Below are 3476 nucleotides of genomic sequence, written 5' to 3' on the forward strand. Positions count from 1 at the left end.
CACCTGACTCACTGGGCCGGGAGCAAGGTGCTCGCCGAAGCTGACGACCGCCGACGGAGCGGACAGCTGGAGTTCCACGACCTCCTCGTACTCAGCCGCGACCTGCTCAACCGCTCCTCGGAAACCCGAGCCACCCTGCACGCTCGCTACGAGCGCCTGCTGCTCGACGAGTTCCAGGACACCGACCCTATTCAGATCGAACTCGCCGTGCGGATCGCCGGCGGCCGCGATGCGAATGCGCCCGACTGGCGCGACGTCGTCATACCCGAAGGACGACTGTTCGTGGTCGGCGACGCCAAACAGTCCATCTACCGCTTCCGGCGGGCCAGCATCGCGACGTACCTCAACACGCAGGAAGTCCTCGGCGAGCGGGCCACCCTGTCCACGAACTTCCGCTCGGGCCCCGCCGTGATCGGCTGGGTCAACGGCGTGTTCGAGACTCTCATCCAGTACGAGGAGGATGCGCAGCCGGCCTATGAGGCGCTGATCGCGCACCGTCCGGAAGACCCAGCGCTCGTCGGGCCGCCGGTGACCGTTCTCGGTGCCGAAGAACACGGCGAGATCAACGCCGATGGACTGCGCGCCCTCGAATCCGCGGACGTCGCGGGCGTCGTCAACAAGATCCTCGACGAGGGCTGGACAGTCTTCGACGAAATCAAGGAGGAGTGGCGCCCCGCCCGAAAGGCCGACATCGCCGTACTCCTACCGTCGCGGACGTCCATGCCGAGGCTCGAGGAAGCACTCGACGCCGCTGGCGTCCATTTCCGCGCCGAGTCCATGTCGCTGGTCTACGAGGCGCCCGAGATCCGTGACCTGCTGATCACCGCCCGAGCCATCGCAGATCCCTCTGATGCTCTCGCCCTCGTCGCCGCGCTGCGCTCACCGCTCTTCGCCTGCGGAGACGACGACCTGTGGGCATGGAGGTTCGCTGGCGGCCGGATCGATCTATTTGCCACCTCTCCCAGCGAGTCGTTGGCCGCAGGCCCTGTCGGGCAATCATTGGACTACCTCCGTGGCTTGCACCGTGCTGCGCGCTGGCTCACGCCCAGCGAAGTCTTGGCCCGCATCGTGGACGATCGCCGATTGCTGGAGATCGGTCTCCACCTGCCGCGCACCCGTGACACGTGGCGGCGTGTTCGCTACGTGGTCGACCAGGCCCGCGCCTGGACCGAGGTGGCGCACGGTGGGCTGCGCAACTACCTCGCCTGGGTTGCGCACCAGGCGCAGGAGAAGTCCCGGGTCTCCGAGGCGATCCTGCCCGAGACCGACGTCGACGCCGTCCGTGTCATGACCGTCCACGCTGCCAAGGGTCTCGAGTTCCCGATCGTGATCATGAGCGGCATGACGACCCGGACGAAGCGACAGTTCGGCGTCCGCCTGCTCTGGAGCGAACACAACTACACCGTGAGCCTCAACAGGGACTTGCAGGATCCGCTGTTCGAAACCTTGGCAGCGATCGATGAGTCGATGGGTTTCCTCGAACGAACGCGGCTGCTGTACGTGGCAGCGACGCGAGCCCGCGACCACTTGGTGGTCTCGATGCATCGCAGTGTGAACGGAGCCGAGGAGCCGAGCCCCGCCGAGCTCATCGAGTCGGCCGGCGGCGCCCTCCTTGGGAACCCCGCGCACTTTGAGGCTGCCGGGCCGCCGGTTCTCCAGGTTCAGAGGCCGGATCGCGCCGCTCCTCCACCGGAGTTCGAGGCTTGGCTGCGGACCGTCGCGAAGGCGCAAGCCAACAGCCGTCGTACAACGACGATCACGGCCTCAGGCCTCGAGGGAACCGACCCTGCCGTAGTGCTGCACGCGCCCGAACCCGGCACGGCGAAGGGAGCCCGCGACCTCGATCTTCCGCCATGGTCGAAGGGCCGTTACGGCTCCGCAGTCGGGCGCGCTGTCCACGCCGTACTCCAGTCCGTCGACCTGCAGACGGGCGACGGTCTCGAAGACGGCGCGCAAGCGCAGGTCCTCGCCGAGGGCATTCCCGAGTTCTACGACGTAGTGGTCAACCTGGTGCGCTCGGCGCTGGCCAGTGACATCGTTCGCCGCGCGGCCGATCGCGAGAACTGGCGCGAGATCTACGTCGGCGCTCCAACTGACGACGGCCAGGTCATGGAAGGCATCATCGACCTGCTCTATCGCGAGGACGACGGATCACTGGTCGTTGTCGACTACAAGACTGATGTCGTCAGTGAACAGAACCTGGCTTCGAAGACCGCTTTCTATCGGCCCCAACTTGCGGCGTATCGAACGATGTTGCTGGCGAGCGTCACCGGTCCGATCGCGGAGAAGCTGCTGTTCCTGCACCCGGCTGGGTGTCACATCGTCGACCTCTGAGGTCGCGGTTCGATCGAAATTCAGTCGGGTTCGACGCCTAAAATCCGACCACGTTCGCCGAACACTAGGAGCTGTACATGACCGACGCCGAATCATCTTCCCACGAGCTGACCTCCTGACCGCCGCGGAAGGTGTCGCGCACGGCTCCCATCTCGAGGACTGGGGCGGAAATGTGCTCGACGCGATCGGCATTCTGGCAAGAGAACGGCTCGACCGCGGACTGCCGGGCGGTCTGGTCTACACACTTCAGAACACCGCCGAGCTCCTCGGCGCACCTGTGAGCACGTTCGACGGGATGATGGAAGCGCCGCCGGAGATCAACAGTCTCTACGGCACGCACCGGATGGCATTCGAGGACCTCCCTGATCACCACGACCGGGTCCTCGGCCGGTTGCTCGACGACCTCGCGGGCCTGGTTCTGTCGTATGAACTCGGCGAGGTTCTGTGGTCAGACCTCATCAGACTCAGTGCCACCAGAGAACAGCCGCCGGCACCGATGTATGCGAGCGAGTGGGATTGAGGAGAAGCGGGTCGGCGGACTAAAGTCCGCCAGTCGTCACCTCGGCGTGCGGCGGTGCATCAGCCTCGCTGACGGCAAAGCCCGCCGGAGCGATGGCCAGCAACGCCTTGAAGAAACCTCGCGTCTTGGTGCCCCAGTTGTTGTTGAGTACCCACGTCTGATTCTCGTCGAGGATCGGATCGGAGAGGTGCCACCGCTTGCGGTTGTCGTCGGGCTTGCCCGTTGCAGCCTGGATCGCGGCCCACAAGACATCGGTGTCGTCGTGCACACCGTCCACCTGAAGCAACTTCGAGGGCGGCAGGATGCTCTTGACGTCCTCCATGCTGACCCCTGCAGCCGCCAGACCCTCGACGAGTCGCAGCATCGCCCACCGCTTCGGAAGAGCCTCTGTCGTCATGCCGGGCAACTGGACGACGAACTTGGTTCGGTCCGCGTTGCTCTCCCCCGTGGCGTGGCGCGCAGCGTTCTCCTTCTCCCGGACCCGCACGGTGTAGGCCGACGCTTCGGGAAGCGGAATGACCTGCTGCACGTCCAGAAGGAGACGGTCACCGAGGACGTAGGGACTCATGCGGACGCACCGGATGTCGAAGTCGTGGAGCTCATTCAGCCAAAGCACCGTGGT

At 65.3% G+C, this 3476-nt stretch carries 2 protein-coding genes and 1 pseudogene; 2 read left to right on the forward strand and 1 reads right to left on the reverse strand.

Annotation, left to right across the window (positions count from 1 at the left end):
* A partial coding sequence (locus ACOADB_RS00880) for a UvrD-helicase domain-containing protein (protein WP_378596037.1) occupies positions 1-2334 on the forward strand: 2334 nt, incomplete at its 5' end.
* Between the two features lie 172 nt (positions 2335-2506).
* Positions 2507-2854: a hypothetical protein gene (locus ACOADB_RS00885; RefSeq protein ID WP_378596038.1), complete on the forward strand. Its 348-nt coding sequence runs from the start codon at positions 2507-2509 to the stop codon at positions 2852-2854.
* A gap of 19 nt (positions 2855-2873) precedes the next feature.
* Here ACOADB_RS00885 and ACOADB_RS00890 read toward each other — a convergent pair.
* Positions 2874-3476, reverse strand: a pseudogene (locus ACOADB_RS00890) (hypothetical protein); the annotation flags it as partial.

The sequence above is a fragment of the Nocardioides sp. CPCC 206348 genome (assembly GCF_048654705.1).
Classification (GTDB): domain Bacteria; phylum Actinomycetota; class Actinomycetes; order Propionibacteriales; family Nocardioidaceae; genus Nocardioides.